Source organism: Sphingobium sp. (assembly GCF_041987595.1).
Lineage (GTDB): Bacteria > Pseudomonadota > Alphaproteobacteria > Sphingomonadales > Sphingomonadaceae > Sphingobium.
Window position 1 is genome coordinate 1 of the sequence record NZ_JBHIWJ010000094.1, and the last position, 15987, is coordinate 15987.

Consider the following 15987-nt stretch of genomic DNA (forward strand, 5'->3'; position numbering starts at 1 on the left):
GGATCAGGGCGGCATTGCCGCCGCGGATGCCGAAGCGATGCGGCGCAGCGGCCTTGCGCATCTGCTGTCGATCAGCGGGCTGCATGTGACCGCCCTGATCGCGGCCGTGGTGTTTATGTTGATGCGCGCGATGGCGCTGAGCCGGAGGGCCGCGCTCGGCTGGCCGCTGATGCTGATCGCGGCGGGCGGAGGCGCGCTGGCGGGCATCGGGTACACGCTGCTGACCGGGGCGGAGGTGCCCACGGTGCGGTCCTGCGTGGCGGCCATGCTGGTGCTGGGCGGGTTGGCGTTGGGGCGGGACGCCATCACGCTGCGCCTGGTCGCGGCGGGGGCTTTGGTGGTTCTGTTGCTCTGGCCCGAAGCGCTGGCGGGGCCGAGTTTCCAGATGAGCTTTGCTGCCGTAGTGGCTCTGGTGGCGCTGGGCGAGCATCCGCGTTTCCGGGCCTTCATGGCTCCGCGGGAAGAGGCGGGCTGGCGGCGGGCCGGACGCCATCTGCTGGGCCTGCTGGCGACGGGACTGGTGGTGGAACTGGTTCTGGCCCCGATCGCGATCTTCCATTTTCACAAGGCGGGCATGCTGGGATCGATCGCCAATCTGGTGGCGATCCCGCTGACCACCTTCATCGTCATGCCGCTTGAGGCGTTGGCCTTGCTGTTCGATCCTTTGGGATGGGGGGCGCCTTTCTGGTGGATGACCGCCCGATCGCTGGATCTGCTGCTGCTGGTCGCGCATGGGGTGGCGTCCAGCCCCTGGGCGATCATGCGCTCCTCCGCGCAGGATCACGGCATGTTCGGGCTTATCCTGGCGGGTCTGCTCTGGTGCCTGCTATGGCGCAGCCGATGGCGGTGGATCGGCCTGATCCCGGTCGCGGCGGGCGTCGCGATGGTCCTCAAAAGCCCACCGCCCGCCCTGCTCGTGACGGGAGACGGCCGCCATGTCGCCGTGCGCACCGCGGGCGGGACCATGGCCATATTGCGCGAGAGAGCGGGCGGTTACGTCCGCGACGCGCTGGCGGAAACCGCCGGCTACGACGGCACGCTGGAAGCGCTGGCCGATCTGCCCGAAGCGCGCTGTTCGCAGGACCTGTGCGCCGTCAGGCTGGCCGGTGGGGCACGAAACTGGAACGTGCTCGTGACGCGAAGCAGCGCAAGGGTCGAAGGCGCGGTGATGGCCAAGGATTGCGCATGGGCGGATATCGTCGTCAGCGACCGCTTCCTGCCGGGCGCCTGCCGCCCGCGCTGGCTGAAAGCGGACCGGCGCCTGCTGGCCCGGACGGGCGGGCTGGCCATCAATCTTGATACGCCATCGGTCCGCACCGTCAGACGAGCGGACGACGAACATCCATGGATAGCGCGGCCCGCGACAGGCCGCGCCGACCCCCGCCGCGTCAATTATAGCGGCGCAGCAACCCGGCCAGTTTGCCCTGAATGCGGACCTGTCGCGGATCATAAAATTGCGGTTCATAGGCGCCATTCGCCGGATCGAGCCGGACTTTCGACCCGTCGCGGTGGAAATATTTGAGCGTCGCTTCATTCTCATCGATCAGGGCGACGACAATCTGTCCTTCCCGTGCGACCTCGGTGCGCTGGATCAGCGCGAAATCGCCATCGAGGATGCCCGCCTCCATCATGGAATCGCCCGCCACCTCCAGCGCGTAATGATCGCCCGCGCCCAGCAAAGCCGCGGGCACGGACAGCATATTCTGCCCTTCCAGCGCCTCGATCGGCACGCCCGCGGCGATACGCCCGTGGAGCGGGATTTCCAGCACATCGTTGGCCGCAACCGGTGGGGCCGCCGTCAATTGCGGCTTGGGCGGCGTAACGACCTTGGGCGCGCGGTGCATCGCGTCGGGGAGCTTCAGCACCTCCAGAGCGCGGGCGCGATTGGGCAGACGGCGGATAAAGCCCCGCTCCTCCAACGCGTTGATCAGGCGATGGATGCCGGATTTGGATCGCAGATCCAGCGCTTCCTTCATCTCCTCGAAGGAAGGGGACACGCCGCCTTCCTCCAACCGGGTCTGAATGAAGCTCAGCAATTCCTGTTGCTTGAGTGTCAACATGCCTGCTTGCCCTCTTTGGAACGGATGGAGAACGCATAGGAAACGAAAAAGGGGAAGTCAAGCGTCTAACCGGCCGCCCAACCGTTGGGCGCATTCGGTGGAACGCAGCCGGGGCAATGGCCGTTTTCCTGCCTGCCTTCCACAAGAGGGTGAATAGGAGTGAACGATGCCCAACCAGAACAGTCAGGACAAGAATCAGCGCCGCGACCAGCAGGGCGGCGACCGCTCGAGCCAGGGCGGGCGTCAGCAGCAGCAGGAGAACCGTCAGGGTCAGATGGGCGATGAACGCCGTCAGGACAAGGCGCCCGGCAAGCAACAACGCTGAACAGTCCCACTTAACTCTGAAAGGGGTCGCATTGCGGCCCCTTTTCTTGTGCGACCCCTCAGGCGGTCAGCGGCAGGACCGTGACCGGATCGCCAGCTTGCGCCGGAGGTGATCCGGCGGGACGCAGGATCAGGCAGTCGGCCATCGCCAGGGCGGCGGTCGCGGCGCTGTCCTGCGACGTCACCGACACTACGCCCGCTTCGCTGCGGAAGGCGCGGAGATAGTCGTCGCGCTCGCCCGTGGCGGGCAAGGCGGCGGCCAGCCGGGCCGGAACGGTGCGGGGAAGGGGGAAACTGGACCCCATCAAGTGCCGGACGAGCGGCAGAAGGAACAATGTCGCGGTGACGAAGGCCGATACCGGATTTCCCGGCAGGCCCAGGAAAATCGCGCCCTCCAGCGTGCCTGCCATCAGCGGCTTGCCGGGCCGCATCCCGATCTTCCAGAAATCGAGCGAACCGCCTGCGCGGGCGAAGGCCGGGCGGACGATGTCGTGATCCCCGACTGACGCGCCGCCGGTCGAGACGATGATATCCGCTTCCCCGGCGCGGTGGAACGCTTCGCTCATGCTGTCCAGATCGTCGCGAATGATGCCGAGGTCGATCACGTCGCAGGGGAGGGCGGCCAGCAGAGCCGCGAGCATCGGAGCGTTGGATGAGGGCAATTGTCCGGGCGATGCAGGCGTGCCCGGCGGCACCAGCTCATTGCCGGTGGACAGGATGGCGACGCGGGCGCGGCGGGCGACCGGCAGGGCGCCGTGGCCGCCAAGCACCGCAAGCGCGATCTGGGCGGGACCCAGTGCGGTTCCTGCGGCCAGCAAGGTGCCGCCGCTGCGAAAGTCGGAGGCGGCCGGACGGACATTCCGTCCTGCCGACAGCGCCGCTCCGGTCGCGGTGAGCAGCGCGCCATCCCGCGCAGCCTCCTCCTGAATGAGCACGCTGTCCGCCCCCTGCGGCAGCGGCGCGCCGGTGAAGATGCGGCAGGCCTCACCGGGAAGAAGGGGCGGGGGAGGCGCATCGCCCGCGCTGCTTTCCGCCGTTACCCGCCAGGGTCCGGGCCATTCAGCGGCCCGGATGGCATAGCCGTCCATGGCGGAAAGATCGGCCCAGGGCTGGTCGCGCAGCGCGGTCACGTCCCGGGTCAGCCAACGGCCGGTGCAGACGGCAATGGGAACATCTTCAGTCGGAAGGCGCTTGCCCAGCGCCATCAGGCGGCCTTGCGCCTCTGCGACCGGAAGCAGGCTCATGACGCGCGCCATTCTCCGGACTTGCCGCCGGTTTTGGACAGCAGCCGGACTTCGCCGATGACCATGCCCTTATCCAGCGCCTTGGCCATGTCGTAGACGGTCAGCAGCGCAACGGTCGCGGCGGTCAGCGCCTCCATCTCCACGCCCGTCTGTCCGGCGGTTTTCGCCGTCGCGGTGATGGTGACGCCGCTGCCGTCGAGGGCGAAGTCGATGCTGACGGAACTGAGCGCAATGGGATGGCAAAGCGGGATCAGATCGGCGGTCCGCTTGGCGGCCATGATGCCTGCGACCCGGGCGACGGCAAGAACGTCGCCCTTCTTGACGAGGCCCTGGGCGATGGCGTTTGCGGCCTCTTCGCTCATGGCGATGCGGCCGCTGGCGACGGCCTGACGGGTCGTTACCGCCTTGGCCGAGACGTCGACCATATGGGCCGATCCGTCCTCATCCAGATGGGTGAGCCTGCTCATTGGCCCGTCAGCAGGTTGCGGGTCGCCGCCTCGACATCGGCCTGCCGCATCAGCGTTTCACCGACCAGGAAGCAGCGCACGCCATGCTCCGCCATGGCGGTAAGGTCGCCATGGCCGGTGATGCCGCTTTCCGCGACGAAGGTGCAGCCCTCCGGCGCCTGACCCACCAGTTCGTAGGTGCGGGCGAAGTCCACGGTAAAGTCGCGCAGGTCGCGATTATTGACGCCGATCAGGCGCGAGCGCAGCTTCATCGCGCGCTCCAGCTCCTGCGCGTCATGCACTTCGATCAGCGCGTCCATGCCAAGGCCGAGCGCGGCGTCCTCAATCTCCGCCATCTGATTGTCGTCCAGCGCGGCGGCGATGATCAGGACGGCGTCGGCGCCCAGCGACCGGCTTTCCAGCACCTGCCAGGGATCGACCATGAAATCCTTGCGCAGCACCGGCAGGGCGCAGGCGGACCGGGCGGCCATCAGATAATCGTCATGGCCCTGAAAATAAGGCTCGTCGGTCAGCACCGACAGGCAGGCCGCGCCGCCTGCCGCATAGGCCTGCGCATGGGCGGGCGGGTCGAAATCGGGGCGGATCAGGCCCTTGGACGGGCTGGCCTTCTTGATCTCCGCGATCAGGCCGAATCCGGCGCGGGCGGCATCGTCCAGCGCCTTGCGGAAGCCGCGCGGAGGCGTCTGCTCGGATGCGCGGGCGTGCAGGGTCGAAACCGTGATCGCAGCCTTGCGGCGTGCGACTTCCTCCCGCTTCACGTCGCAGATTTCGATGAGCTTGTTGGTCATGAATAGGCAATCCAGCAATTGAGGAGGGCGTTGGCAAGCCCGCGATCGATGGTTTCGGCGGCTTCTTCCACGCCTTCGCGGAAATCGGATACGGCGTCGGCAACGACAAGGGCGGCGGCGGCGTTGAGCAGCACGGCGTCGCGATAGGGACCCGGCTCGCCTTGCAGCAGGGCGCGCAGCGCGGCGGCATTATAGGCCGGGTCGCCGCCCTTGATCGCCTCGACCGGATGGGTGGAGAGGCCAAGGTCGGCGGCCGTCAGGCGATGCATGGCGACAAGGCTGTGCCCTTTCACCTCCGCCATGTCGTTGCCGCCTGCGAGCGACAGCTCGTCGAGGCCCTCGTCGCCCGAAATGATCATGGCGCGGTCGACGCCCAGTTCCGCCAGCGCTTCGGCGTAGATGGGCACATAATCGGGCCGGGCGATGCCGACGAGCTGGCGGCGCACGCCTGCGGGATTGGCGAGCGGACCCATGAGGTTGAAGATGGTGCGCTCGCCGATCGCCCTGCGGATCGGGCCGAGGCGCTTGAGCGCCGGGTGATAATTTTGCGCGAACAGGAAGCAGATGCCAAGGTCGGCCAGCGTCGCTTCGGCGGTTTCGGCCGCGCGGTCGAGATTGAGGCCAAGCGCTTCCAAAGTGTCGGCGGCCCCCGCCTTGGAGGATGCGGCGCGGTTGCCATGCTTGGCGACGGGAACGCCCGCCGCGGCGACCACCAGCGACACGGCGGTCGAGACGTTCAGCGTGTGATGGCCATCGCCGCCCGTGCCGCAGACGTCGATGGCGCCCGTCGGAGCGGCGACCGGGATCATCCGCGCCCGCATGGCGCGGGCTGCGGCGGCGATTTCCGTCGCCGTCTCGCCGCGCCGGGCCATGGTGACGAGGAAGCGGGCAATCTCCTCTTCCGACAGGTCGGCGTCGAACAGCAGGTCGAATGCCGTGGCGGCGGCTTGCGCATCGAGCGGCGCGGAAGGATCGGGCAGGCGGTTCATCGACGCTGCCTTAATCATGGGACGGCGCCAAAGTCGAGTAGCGTATGGAAATGCGGCGCCGCTTCCCCGGCGTCGCCCAAGGCAAAGGGGAGGCGCGGCGTCAGGCCGCCACGCGCTCCTGAACGGGGATGCCGGCGATCCGCAGGAAATTCGCCAGCATGTCGTGGCCATGCTCGGTCGCGATGCTTTCCGGGTGGAACTGGACCGAATGAATCGGCAGGTCCTTGTGGCGGAAGCCCATGACGGACCCGTCTTCGCTGGTGGCGTTGACGATCAGGCAGTCGGGAATCTCCTCCACGATCAGCGAGTGATAGCGGGTCGCGGTGAAGGGCGAGGGCAGACCTTCGAACAGCCCGGTGCCGTCATGGCTGACGGGGGAGGTCTTGCCGTGCATCAGCCCGCCGCGCACCACCTTGCCGCCGAAATGCTGGCCGATCGACTGGTGGCCAAGGCACACGCCCAGCAGCGGCGCGCCCGCATCGGCGCAGGCCGCGACGAGGTCCAGGCTGACGCCCGCTTCATTGGGGGTGCAGGGGCCGGGCGACAGCAGAAAGGCCTGCGCGCCGCTGGAAAGCGCCTGCCCGGCGGAAATGGCGTCGTTGCGAACGACTTCCACCTGCGCGCCCAGCTCCATCAGATAATGGACGAGGTTCCAGGTGAAGCTGTCGTAATTGTCGATGACGAGGATCATGGGCTGACGCTTTAGCGCGGGATCGGTGCGGGGGGAAGTGCGGCTTTGGGTGGATTGCGGACGGGCGGCTAAACCGATCAATCATGCTCTTGGCTTGTGCATCATCCTGCCAACCGTAGTGCCCACAAACGCAAATCCGAAAATAAACGGCAGACCAACTACCGTGGCAATCAGAATGAGGCCGCCGTCATTGTTGCGCTCGATGAAAATCAAGATCGCTAAGGAGAGCAGGGATAGAAACGTGCCAATGAATACGGCCTTCCAAACCCTTCCCCATTCCGCTGACACGATCAAGGAAGCAAATAGGGGAAGCAGCGTTCCGGCAAGGATCATCAAAGCATGCATGAAAGGCTCCGTTGAGCGCCTTATCACGTTGATGGACTAAATGACCTTTAAATTCGCGGCTGAGGCCTACCGTAAGCTCATAGGCCGATAACAATATGTCCTTTATTGGTCGTAACCCATCACCCTATCAGCAAGCCCACCAGCATCGACCACAGCCCGCGCTGATCCGCGGTCCCGGCCAGCTTCGGCGCGCCATAGCCCCGGCATTCCAGGCAATCCGCCCGCACGCCGGCGCCGCTCACCAGAGCGCGGACATCGGCAACCGCCTGCAACGCCCAGTTGCGCTGCACCATCGCCTGCCGTCCAAGCAGATCGCGTCCCATCCGGGCATCGGGCGCTCCGGCATCGTCATCCTCGCGCTCCATGACCGACTGGATGAACTCGGCGAACTTGTCCGGCTCCTTCTCGATCCGGTAGGGTTTGGCATTGCCCGGGTCGACCTTCGCCAGCTTTGCCGCCTCGGCGATCGCCTCCTCCAGCCCGCCGAAGCGATCGACCAGCCCGATCTGCCGGGCCGTGCCGCCATCCCACACGCGCCCCTGCGCGATCGCGTCGATCTGCTGCGGCGTCTTGCGCCGGGCCTTGGCCACCAGACCGACGAAGCGGCCGTAAATATCCTCGACCCCCATCTGCATGATCCGGTCGAACTCCGGCGTGGTGCCTCCGGCCACATCGGGCTGTCCCGACAGGGGCGTGGTCTTCACGCCATCGGTGGTCACGCCGATCTTCGCGAGCGTGCCCTCGAAGCTGGGGATGATCCCGAACACGCCGATCGAGCCGGTGATCGTATCCGGCTCGGCAAAGATGACGTCGGCCGGAGTCGACACCCAATAGCCGCCGCTCGCCGCGACATTGCCCATGGACACGACCACCGGCAGCCCGCCGGACTTTGCCGCCATGATCGCGCTGCGGATCTTTTCCGAGGCCATGACCGACCCGCCCGGCGAATCGACCCGCACCACCAGCGCCTTCAGATCCTTCTCGGCCAGAGCCTTGCGCAGCAAGGCCGAAATCGTGTCGCCCGCCGCCGTGCCCGGTCCGGCCTCGCCATCGACGATGTCGCCCGCGATGGTCAGCACGCCGATGTCGCCGCCATTGGCGGGCTTGTGCGCCTTCATATATTTTTTGAGGTCGATGCTGGCGAAATCCCCGGCCTTGTCGTCCGGCGCATCGCCCGCAACCTCCGCCACGCGCGCGCCGAAGGCCGCTTCATCACCCAGCCTGTCGACCAGCCCCGCGTTGAGCGCCGCCTTTGCCAGATTGCCGCCCGCAGCCTGCGCCAGCGCCGCCGGATTGCTGACATAGGCGGCCAGCTTCGCCCTGGGCCGGGCCTTGACGACTTCCTGCTGCCAATCCTCCCAGAGCGCATCGGCAAGCGCCTGATTGGCCTGTTTCGCTTCGGGAGACTGGCCGGTTCGCGTGAACGGCTCGACAAAGCTCTTATAGGTGCCGACGCGATAGACGTGCGTGTTGACGCCCAGCCTGTCGATCAACCCCTTATAATAGAGGCCGGACCCTCCACGCCCGATGATCGCCACGCCGCCCAGCGGATCGACCCAGCTTTCGGTGGCATGGGCGGCCAGCTGATAGCCGTCGTCGCTATAGATGGTCGCAAAGGCAAAGACCGGCTTCTTCGCCGCGCGCACGGCGTCGAGCGCCTTGCCGACCCGCGCCAGCGCCACCTGACCGCCGCCCGCAAAGCCGTCAAGGTTCAGCACCACCGCCTTGACCTTGCCGTCATCCTTCGCGGCGTCGAGCGCGGCGACGATGTCCGCCAGCCCATATTCCCTGCTTTTGTCCCCGGAGCCGGTCAGCAACGCCATCGGATCTACCTCCGAAGGCTGTTCGACGATGCTGCCGTCCAGCTTGAGCAACAGCGCGCCGCTGCTGACGCTCTGCGCGGGCTTGGGCGACCAGGAAAGCGCCGCATACAGCGCCCCGAAGAACAGCAGCAGGAACAGCAGCACCAGCCCGTCCTTGATCGCCACCAGGATGCGCCACACGCCCTTCACAAAAGCCAAGTTGCCGGTTCCTTCCTTAAACGCCTGAGAGGGCTAACCTATCGACGGATCGACTGCAATGTGGGGGCGGGCCGGGGCTGCGCAAGCTTGCGCCGGACGAATCCCACGTTATGGGAGGGCGCAACTCATGGCTTTTCGTGCAGGAGACACGCTTCATGCCCACGCTCGTCCTCATCCGTCACGGTCAATCCTCGTGGAATCTGGAAAACCGCTTCACCGGCTGGTGGGATGTGGACGTGACCGAAAAGGGCGCCGAGGAAGCGCGCGCCGCCGGCCGCCTGATGGCGGAAAAGGGGCTGGACTTCGACCAGTGCTACACCTCGGTCCAGACCCGCGCCATCAAGACGCTGAACCTCGCGCTGGAGGAAATGGGCCGCCTGTGGCTGCCGGTCGAGAAGGACTGGCACCTTAACGAGCGTCATTATGGCGGCCTCACCGGCCTCAACAAGGCGGAGACGGCGGCAAAACATGGTGATGCGCAGGTGAAGATCTGGCGCCGCAGCTTCGACACGCCGCCGCCGCCGCTGGAGGCCGGCAGCGAGTTCGATCTGTCGAAGGACCGCCGCTATGCGGGCATTGCGATCCCGTCGACGGAATCGCTCAAGGACACCATCGCCCGCGTGCTGCCCTACTGGGAAGAGCGCATCGCCCCCGACCTGAAGGCCGGCAAGCGCGTCCTCATTTCCGCCCACGGCAACTCGCTCCGCGCGCTGGTGAAGCATCTCTCGAACATTCCCGATGACGAGATCACCGAACTGGAAATCCCCACCGGCCAGCCGATCGTCTACGAACTGGACGACGACCTGACCGCCAGGGACCGCTACTATCTGTCCGAACGCTGAAAACCCTCCGTTAAAGGCGTTGCCCCCTGGCGGTCCTGCCGCTAAGGGGCTTTGCTTTCCGCACCCTTTGGGGTGTTTCAGGCAGGGAAAGCGCAGGGAAAAATGACCGGGGCAGTCGAAGCCGTGGAAGTCGGCATCATCATGGGCAGCCGATCCGATTGGGAAACGATGCGCCATGCCTCCGAAACGCTGGAAGCGCTCGGCGTCGCCCATGAATGCAAGGTCGTCTCCGCCCACCGCACGCCCCAGCGCCTCTATGATTACGCCACTGGCGCAGTCGGACGCGGCCTGAAAGTCATTATCGCAGGCGCGGGCGGCGCCGCGCACCTGCCCGGAATGACCGCCTCCATGACCCGCCTGCCGGTTCTGGGCGTGCCCGTCGAATCCAAGTCGCTGAAGGGCATGGACAGCCTGCTCTCCATCGTCCAGATGCCCGGCGGCATCCCCGTCGGCACGCTCGCCATCGGCAAGCCCGGCGCGATCAACGCCGCGCTGTTCGCCGCCTCGATCCTCGCCACCACCGACGCTGCCCTTGCCGGGCGCCTCGACGCCTGGCGCGAAAAGCAGACCAGCGACGTAGCGGAAACCCCCGAATAAGATGACCATCATCCCGCCCGGCTCCACCATCGGCATACTCGGCGGCGGCCAGTTGGGCCGCATGATCGCGATCGCCGCCGCGCAGCTTGGATATCGCACCCATATCTACGCCCCGGAAACCAGCGGCCCCGCCGCCGACGTCTCCCCGCGCTGGACGCAGGGCGCCTATGAGGATGCGGACGCCCTTGCGGCCTTCGCCGACAGCGTCGATGTCGTCACCTACGAATTTGAGAATATCGACCCCTCGGCGGTCGAGGTCCTCGCCACCCACGGCCTCGTCCGCCCCGGCGCCCAAGCCCTCCGTATCGCGCAGGACCGCCTTGCCGAAAAGCGCTTCGTCTGCGATCTGGGCGGCCTGACCGCGCCCTTCGCCCCGGTCGAAAGCCTCGACGATCTGGAAGAAGCGCTCGACCAGATCGGCAGCAGGGCGATCCTCAAGACCAACCGCATGGGCTATGACGGCAAGGGGCAGGCCCGCCTGTCCGATCCCGGCGACGCGGTCGGCGCGTGGAACGCGATTGGCCGCCAGAGCGCCATCCTCGAAGGTTTCGTCACCTTCGCGCAGGAATATTCGGTCATCCTCGTGCGCGGCGCCCATGGCGAAATCCGTTTCTGGGACAGCGCCGCCAATGTCCACACGAACGGCATACTCGATACCTCGACCGTCCCCGCAGGCGCTCTCATCGAAGGCCAGCTGCCCCAGGCCCGCGCCCTCGCGGCGAAGGTGGCCGACGCGCTTGACTATATCGGCGTCCTGACGCTGGAGTTCTTTGCCAGCGCGGACGGCCCGGTCTTCAACGAAATGGCCCCGCGCGTCCACAATAGCGGTCACTGGACCATCGAAGGCGCCGTTACCAGCCAGTTCGAGAATCATGTCCGGGCGATCTGCGGCCTGCCGCTGGGCGACACAGGCCTCGCCGCCGCAAGGGTCGAGATGCGCAATCTGATCGGCGAACAGGCCAATGACTGGCAGCAGATCCTGTCCGACCCGGCCAATCATCTGCACCTCTATGGCAAGCATGAAGCCCGTCCCGGCCGCAAGATGGGCCATGTCACCCGCCTCACTCTATGAATGAAGCGCAGGAAATCGTCCTGATCCTTGCCCGCGCCGACAATGGCGTGATCGGCAGGGATGGCGACCTGCCATGGCGCCTGCCCGCCGACCTCAAGCATTTCAAGGCGCTGACTCTCGGTCATCCGATGGTCATGGGCCGCAAGACCTTCGACAGCCTGCCCGGCCTGCTTCCCGGCCGCCGCCACATCGTGCTGACCCGCGACACGGCATGGACGGGGGAGGGCGCCGAAACCGCCCATGACCCACAGGACGCCATCGCCAAGGGCGCAGCGCCGACCGTCGCCGTCATCGGCGGCGCGGAGATATACAGCCTCTTCCTGCCCCTCGCGCATCGCATCGAACTCACCGAAGTCCATATCGACGCGGAAGGCGACACCCACATCCCTTATCCCGACGCCGCCGACTGGCAGGAAGCCGCCCGTCAGGACCATCCGGCGGAAAATGGCCGCCCGGCCTACAGCTTCGTCACTTTCCGCCGCAGAACCAAGGTCGGGGCGCATTGCCAGCGCCCGGACGCACCCCTATAGCGCCGGTCATGGAGCGGCTGCACAGCAGCGCCCCGATGCCCGCCCACTTGCGCGGCTGCATCATGGCGCTGGGGAATTTCGACGGATTTCATGCCGGGCATCAGGCCGTGGCCCGCCGCGCCATAGAGCTTGCCCGCGCGCAGGGCCGCCCGGCGATCATCGCCACGTTCGACCCGCACCCCATGCGCCTCTTCCGCCCGGAAACGCCATGGTTCCGCCTGACCACGCTCGACCAGCGCGAACGCCTGTTCGCCAAAGCGGGCGCCGACGCCATGCTGGTGTTCGACTTCACCCGCGAACTGGCCGCGCTCGATCCGCTGGCCTTCGTCCGTCTGCTGGCTGATTGGGGCGTTGCCGGCGTTGTTACGGGCGAAGATTTCACTTTCGGCAAGGACCGTCTGGGCAATGTCGGCGTCTTGGCCCAACTTGGCGCCACTATTGGCCTTGTGGCGCAGGCCGTTGCCCCCGTCACAAGTCCGGGCGGGGAGATCATCTCCTCCACCCGCATCCGGCACGCGCTCCAATCAGGCGATTGCGCCACCGCTACCCGCCTGCTGACCCGCCCCTTCACGATCGAGGGCATGGTCCAGCATGGCGACAAGCTCGGCCGCACCATCGGCTTTCCGACCGCCAATGTCGACATGGGCCATTATCTGCGCCCGGCCTACGGCATTTACGCCGTGCGCGGGCTTCTCCCCGACGGGCGCGTCCTCGACGGCGCCGCCAATCTCGGCATCCGTCCCAGCTTCGATCCGCCCAAGGAACTGCTGGAGCCGCATTTCTTCGATTTCGCCGAAAGCCTCTACGATCAGGTCATAGAGGTGCAGATGATCCACTTCCTCCGCCCTGAGGCAAAGTTCGACGGCCTCGACGCGCTGATGGCGGCGATTGCGCAGGACTGTGCCGATGCGCGGCAAATCCTTGCGGGAACGCCACACCTCGCCTAATGCCGCGCAGATATTTCAGCATATAGCTAAACCGCGCGGACCCAAATGACCGACCAGCCCAGCCAAGAAACCAAAGATTACAAGAGCACCGTTTTCCTGCCCGTCACCGACTTCCCCATGAAGGCGGGCCTCGCGCAGAAGGAACCGGCGATCCTCGCGCGCTGGGAGGAAATGGACCTCTACGGCAAGCTGCGCGAGCGGCGGAAGGGCCGGACACGCTTCATCCTCCACGACGGCCCGCCCTATGCCAATGGCGACATCCATATGGGCCATGCGATGAACAAGGTGCTGAAGGACATCATCGTCCGCAGCCAGTCGTTGCTGGGCAAGGACGCGCCCTATGTCCCCGGCTGGGACTGCCACGGCCTTCCGATCGAATGGAAGATCGAGGAGGAATATCGCAAGAAGAAGCAGAATAAGGACGAGGTTCCCGCACAGGAATTCCGCGCCCAGTGCCGCGCCTATGCGGACAAATGGGTTGGCGTGCAGAAGGAACAGTTCAAGCGCCTTGGCGTCATGGGCGACTGGGACGATCCCTATCTCACCATGAAGTTCGACGCCGAAGCCACGATCGTCGGAGAGCTGCTGAAATTCGCGGAAAGCGGCCAGCTCTATCGCGGCGCCAAGCCCGTCATGTGGTCCCCGGTCGAAAAGACCGCGCTGGCCGAGGCGGAGGTCGAATATGAGGACATCGTCTCGACCCAGATCGACGTGGCGTTCGAGATCGTCGAAGCGCCGAATGCGCCGGAACTGGTCGGCGCCCATGCGGTGATCTGGACGACGACGCCCTGGACGATCCCGGTCAATCAGGCTTTGGCCTATGGGCCTGAAAACGAATATGTTCTGCTTCGGGTGTCCGGAACGGTAATGCATGTTCAAGTCGAGCATCCCGTCGACCGCTATGAACTTTGCAAATGGGAAGGTCGTAGGTTTCTGGTTGCTAATGATCCGGCATTGATCGAGGGCTTGAAGAGCCGGATGGCAAAGTTGTTGTCGGTGCAATATGCACCACACGAAGCTTCTCCTGTTTTTGTCGAAGAGTGGACCGGCAAAGGTGCGGATCTAGCCGGTGCCGTCGCCCGCCACCCGATGCACAAACTCGGCGGCTTCTTCGCGAGGCCCCGCCCGTTCCTCGCGGGCGATTTCGTCACCACCGACGCAGGCACCGGCCTCGTCCACATGGCGCCCGACCATGGCGAGGACGACTTCGCGCTCTGCAAGGCGAACGGCATCAACCCGGTCTTCGCGGTCGAGAATGACGGCAAATATCGCGAGGACTGGCTCTGGCTCGGTGGTCAGGGATCGGTCATCAACCCGAAATTCGTCGGCAAGGACGGCCCGATCTGCACCGACCTGCGCGAAGCGGGCGGTCTGCTCGCCGCGTCCGATGACTTCAGGCACAGCTATCCGCACAGCTGGCGTTCCAAGGCGAAGATCATCTTCCGCTGCACGCCTCAGTGGTTCATCCCCATGGACCGCCCGATCGGCGATGGCATCATCCCGCGCTGCGCCGAGGAAGAAGCCATCCTTGCTCGCCAAAGCAACGGTGCGACCCTGCGCGGCACCGCGCTCGACGCGATCGAGAACACCCGCTGGGTGCCGGAACGCTCGATCAATCGCATCCGCTCGATGGTGGAGGGCCGCCCCGACTGGGTGATCTCCCGCCAGCGCGCATGGGGCGTGCCCATCGCGCTCTATGTTCATCGCAAGACCGGCGAATATCTCGTTGATAAGGCAGTCAATGCCCGCATCATCGAAGCGTTCAGGGGCGCAGGCGCGGACGCGTGGTTCGGCGCCGATCATCAGGCGCTGCTCGGCCCCGATTACGACCTCAACGACTATGAGGTGGTGAACGACATTCTCGACGTCTGGTTCGACAGCGGCTCGACCCACAGTTTCGTGGTGGAAGGCCGCTACGGTCCCGACGCCCGCGCCGATCTCTATCTGGAAGGCTCCGACCAGCATCGCGGCTGGTTCCAGTCCTCGCTGCTGGAGAGCAGCGGCACCCGTGGCCGCGCGCCCTATGACGCCGTCCTCACCCACGGCTTCGCGCTGGACGGGCAGGGGCGCAAAATGTCGAAGAGCCTCGGCAATGTGGTCGATCCGCTGAAGGTCATCGCGGAAAGCGGCTCGGACATTCTCCGCGTCTGGGTCGCCAGCACCGACTATTTCGACGATGTCCGCATCGGCAAGGAAGTGCTGGCCGGTTCCTCCGACGCCTATCGCAAACTCCGCAACACTTTCCGTTACCTGCTGGGCGCTCTTTCCGATTTCTCCGAGGAAGAAAAGCTGCCCGTCAGCGAAATGCCGGAACTGGAGCGCTACATGCTCCACCTGCTCGCCAGGCTCGACGCGGACCTCAGGGGCGTGGTCGACAAGGCCGCGGGCAGCGAGAACTGGCTCGAATTCAGCCGCTACACCCGCGCGCTGATGGATTTCGCCAACAGCGACCTCTCGGCCTTCTTCTTCGACATTCGCAAGGATTGCCTCTATTGCGACGCGAAGAGCGATCTCAAGCGGCGCGCCTATCGCACCGTGCTGGACACGCTGTTCCATGCGCTCGTCCGCTATGCCGCGCCGATCATCCCCTTCACCGCTGAGGAAGTGTGGCAAAGCCGCTATCCAAGTCCTGAAGAAAGCGTCCATTTCCTTGAATGGCCGGAAGTTGATGCGGCTTGGCTCGACGGATCGCTCGACGCCAAGTGGAGCGAACTGCGCAGCCAGCGCGATCAGGTCAACGAAGCCATCGAACCCCTCCGCCGCGAGAAGATCGTCCGCTCCAGCCTGGAAGCCGACGTGACCATGGGTCAGCTGGTTCCCAGCGACGGTGTGAACTTCGCCGAAATCGCCATCGTCGCCCGCATCGAAATGGGCAAGGGCGAGGGCATCGTCGTCAAGCCCAGCGAGTGGCATAAATGCGGCCGCTGCTGGCGCCTGCTGCCGGAAGTGAAGGAAGACGGCACGCTCTGCAACCGCTGCGACGAAGTGCTTGCCGGGTAAAACTTCCTCCTGTCCTACAGTTGCTTTCCTCGGCTATAGCGCTGGGGCAAGCAGGCTGTGGCAGGAGAAA

General features: G+C 65.6%; 15 protein-coding genes and 1 pseudogene. 8 read left to right on the forward strand and 8 right to left on the reverse strand.

From position 1 onward, the window contains the following. A pseudogene (locus tag ACFC3J_RS18160) lies at positions 1–1372 on the forward strand (ComEC/Rec2 family competence protein); the annotation flags it as partial. Positions 1373–1388: 16 nt separating this feature from the next. On the opposite strand, the gene lexA reads toward ACFC3J_RS18160, so the two are convergent. After that, entirely contained in the window at positions 1389–2060 is a 672-nt protein-coding gene (lexA, locus tag ACFC3J_RS18165) for a transcriptional repressor LexA (RefSeq protein ID WP_375197482.1), read from the reverse strand. Between the two features lie 166 nt (positions 2061–2226). On the opposite strand from lexA, the gene ACFC3J_RS18170 reads away from it, so the two are divergent. Next, complete coding sequence (locus ACFC3J_RS18170) at positions 2227–2385, forward strand: hypothetical protein (protein ID WP_192666576.1); 159 nt, start codon at positions 2227–2229, stop codon at positions 2383–2385. Between the two features lie 58 nt (positions 2386–2443). Here ACFC3J_RS18170 and glp read toward each other — a convergent pair whose 3' ends face one another. From glp to sppA, 7 genes are all read right to left on the reverse strand, one after another. Then, the gene (glp, locus tag ACFC3J_RS18175) at positions 2444–3628 is read right to left on the reverse strand and encodes a gephyrin-like molybdotransferase Glp (protein ID WP_375197483.1); all 1185 of its coding nucleotides are present in this window, start codon (positions 3626–3628) and stop codon (positions 2444–2446) included. Next, positions 3625–4095: a cyclic pyranopterin monophosphate synthase MoaC gene (moaC, locus tag ACFC3J_RS18180; protein WP_375197484.1), complete on the reverse strand. Its 471-nt coding sequence runs from the start codon at positions 4093–4095 to the stop codon at positions 3625–3627. Before moaC ends, glp begins: the two co-directional genes overlap by 4 nt. Continuing rightward, on the reverse strand, positions 4092–4883 hold the full coding sequence (gene trpC, locus ACFC3J_RS18185; protein ID WP_375197485.1) for an indole-3-glycerol phosphate synthase TrpC: 792 nt from the start codon (positions 4881–4883) through the stop codon (positions 4092–4094). Before trpC ends, moaC begins: the two co-directional genes overlap by 4 nt. Next, positions 4880–5872: an anthranilate phosphoribosyltransferase gene (trpD, locus tag ACFC3J_RS18190; protein ID WP_375197495.1), complete on the reverse strand. Its 993-nt coding sequence runs from the start codon at positions 5870–5872 to the stop codon at positions 4880–4882. The genes trpC and trpD overlap by 4 nt, the downstream gene beginning before the upstream one ends. A gap of 100 nt (positions 5873–5972) precedes the next feature. Further along, entirely contained in the window at positions 5973–6563 is a 591-nt protein-coding gene (locus tag ACFC3J_RS18195) for an anthranilate synthase component II (protein WP_375197486.1), read from the reverse strand. An 81-nt stretch (positions 6564–6644) separates the two neighbouring features. Continuing rightward, positions 6645–6908 (reverse strand): hypothetical protein, encoded by a 264-nt coding sequence (locus tag ACFC3J_RS18200; protein WP_375197487.1) that lies wholly within the window; start codon positions 6906–6908, stop codon positions 6645–6647. A 119-nt stretch (positions 6909–7027) separates the two neighbouring features. Beyond that, entirely contained in the window at positions 7028–8929 is a 1902-nt protein-coding gene (gene sppA, locus ACFC3J_RS18205) for a signal peptide peptidase SppA (protein WP_375197488.1), read from the reverse strand. A 155-nt stretch (positions 8930–9084) separates the two neighbouring features. Here sppA and gpmA point away from each other — a divergent pair, with 155 nt between their 5' ends. From gpmA to ileS, 6 genes are all read left to right on the forward strand, one after another. Further along, a complete protein-coding gene (gene gpmA / locus ACFC3J_RS18210; protein WP_375197489.1) occupies positions 9085–9771 on the forward strand; it encodes a 2,3-diphosphoglycerate-dependent phosphoglycerate mutase in 687 nt (228 codons plus the stop codon). A 102-nt stretch (positions 9772–9873) separates the two neighbouring features. Beyond that, positions 9874–10368 carry a 5-(carboxyamino)imidazole ribonucleotide mutase gene (purE, locus tag ACFC3J_RS18215; protein ID WP_375197490.1) on the forward strand — a complete coding sequence of 165 codons (495 nt, stop codon included), beginning with the start codon at positions 9874–9876 and terminating at the stop codon, positions 10366–10368. Between the two features lies 1 nt (position 10369). After that, positions 10370–11440: a 5-(carboxyamino)imidazole ribonucleotide synthase gene (locus ACFC3J_RS18220; protein ID WP_375197491.1), complete on the forward strand. Its 1071-nt coding sequence runs from the start codon at positions 10370–10372 to the stop codon at positions 11438–11440. Further along, positions 11437–11970 carry a dihydrofolate reductase gene (locus ACFC3J_RS18225; protein ID WP_375197492.1) on the forward strand — a complete coding sequence of 178 codons (534 nt, stop codon included), beginning with the start codon at positions 11437–11439 and terminating at the stop codon, positions 11968–11970. The genes ACFC3J_RS18220 and ACFC3J_RS18225 overlap by 4 nt, the downstream gene beginning before the upstream one ends. An 8-nt stretch (positions 11971–11978) precedes the next feature. Continuing rightward, positions 11979–12917, forward strand: a complete 939-nt coding sequence (locus ACFC3J_RS18230) for a bifunctional riboflavin kinase/FAD synthetase (RefSeq protein WP_375197493.1) — start codon at positions 11979–11981, stop codon at positions 12915–12917. Between the two features lie 45 nt (positions 12918–12962). After that, on the forward strand, positions 12963–15917 hold the full coding sequence (gene ileS, locus ACFC3J_RS18235; protein WP_375197494.1) for an isoleucine--tRNA ligase: 2955 nt from the start codon (positions 12963–12965) through the stop codon (positions 15915–15917). Positions 15918–15987 lie beyond the last annotated feature (70 nt).

What these genes read in the sequence shown, in the direction of transcription:
- trpC (WP_375197485.1), bottom strand. Translation starts at nt 4,883, where the DNA reads ATGACCAACAAGCTCATCGAAATCTGCGACGTGAAGCGGGAGGAAGTC.
- ACFC3J_RS18195 (WP_375197486.1), bottom strand. Translation starts at nt 6,563, where the DNA reads ATGATCCTCGTCATCGACAATTACGACAGCTTCACCTGGAACCTCGTC.
- lexA (WP_375197482.1), bottom strand. Translation starts at nt 2,060, where the DNA reads ATGTTGACACTCAAGCAACAGGAATTGCTGAGCTTCATTCAGACCCGG.
- ACFC3J_RS18225 (WP_375197492.1), top strand. Translation starts at nt 11,437, where the DNA reads ATGAATGAAGCGCAGGAAATCGTCCTGATCCTTGCCCGCGCCGACAAT.
- glp (WP_375197483.1), bottom strand. Translation starts at nt 3,628, where the DNA reads ATGAGCCTGCTTCCGGTCGCAGAGGCGCAAGGCCGCCTGATGGCGCTG.
- ACFC3J_RS18220 (WP_375197491.1), top strand. Translation starts at nt 10,370, where the DNA reads ATGACCATCATCCCGCCCGGCTCCACCATCGGCATACTCGGCGGCGGC.
- gpmA (WP_375197489.1), top strand. Translation starts at nt 9,085, where the DNA reads ATGCCCACGCTCGTCCTCATCCGTCACGGTCAATCCTCGTGGAATCTG.
- ACFC3J_RS18230 (WP_375197493.1), top strand. Translation starts at nt 11,979, where the DNA reads ATGGAGCGGCTGCACAGCAGCGCCCCGATGCCCGCCCACTTGCGCGGC.
- ACFC3J_RS18170 (WP_192666576.1), top strand. Translation starts at nt 2,227, where the DNA reads ATGCCCAACCAGAACAGTCAGGACAAGAATCAGCGCCGCGACCAGCAG.
- trpD (WP_375197495.1), bottom strand. Translation starts at nt 5,872, where the DNA reads ATGAACCGCCTGCCCGATCCTTCCGCGCCGCTCGATGCGCAAGCCGCC.
- purE (WP_375197490.1), top strand. Translation starts at nt 9,874, where the DNA reads ATGACCGGGGCAGTCGAAGCCGTGGAAGTCGGCATCATCATGGGCAGC.
- moaC (WP_375197484.1), bottom strand. Translation starts at nt 4,095, where the DNA reads ATGAGCAGGCTCACCCATCTGGATGAGGACGGATCGGCCCATATGGTC.
- ileS (WP_375197494.1), top strand. Translation starts at nt 12,963, where the DNA reads ATGACCGACCAGCCCAGCCAAGAAACCAAAGATTACAAGAGCACCGTT.
- ACFC3J_RS18200 (WP_375197487.1), bottom strand. Translation starts at nt 6,908, where the DNA reads ATGCATGCTTTGATGATCCTTGCCGGAACGCTGCTTCCCCTATTTGCT.